The organism is Tautonia sociabilis (assembly GCF_003977685.1).
GTDB classification, from domain to species: Bacteria; Planctomycetota; Planctomycetia; order Isosphaerales; family Isosphaeraceae; genus Tautonia; species Tautonia sociabilis.
Map to the genome: position 1 here is coordinate 1 of NZ_RYZH01000128.1, position 758 is coordinate 758.

The window sequence follows — 758 nt, forward strand, 5'->3', positions numbered from 1 at the left end:
GCAACGAGCCGGGCGGCCCAACGCGACGTTCGCACGCTCCCGCCCGGGGACGGCCCGTCGGAGACGACGGGGCGGATCACGCCAGGCGGGGGCAACCCGGTGGCTCGCCGTCGCATCGGCGGTGTCTTTGGCAATTCGGTCGATCGCCCGATTGTATCAAACGCAATCGGCCTTCGGAGCCGCGGGACCTCACTCAACACGATGAGGGGGGTTCGGCGGAAGCACCGAGGGTCGGCCCGCCGGTCGCCGGGAGGCGAGGGGGCGGGAGGCGTGTGTGAGCCAAGCGCTGTTCAGTTTCGGCGAGGATCATCAGCCGTCGAGATCGAGCGTCTGCTGCGTGTCATCCGGTCGGTGGCGAAGAGACGTCCGCTGGCGAGCCCGCAAGGGGGGCCGGCGACGGAAGGTCGCCCTCAGCCGCCCGCCGCGAGCCGGTCCGGAGTCATCCGGGTCGGAGGGCGGGATGCAGAAGACGAGTCGGCGGTGTCCGGCGGGGCCCTGCGCGGGGCCGCGTCAGACGGCATCGTCGGCGCTGGATTTCGACCACTCGAACTCGTTCGAGGAGTCGGCGGCGTGTGTCTTCGGGCACGAGCCGCACCTTTTCGAAGGGTTTGATCCTGGCTCAGAATGAACGTTGGCGGCGTGGATTAGGCATGCAAGTCGGACGCCCCTTGGGGGCGTGGCGAAAGGGTGAGTAAGGCGACGGCAACCAACCCCGCGGAGGGGGACAGCCACGGGAAACTGTGGGTAATCCCCCATGA

1 rRNA gene is annotated in these 758 nt (G+C 69.0%); it reads left to right on the forward strand.

What is annotated here, in order from left to right:
• Positions 1–596: 596 nt before the first annotated feature.
• Positions 597–758 (forward strand): 16S ribosomal RNA (locus tag TsocGM_RS25645); the annotation flags it as partial.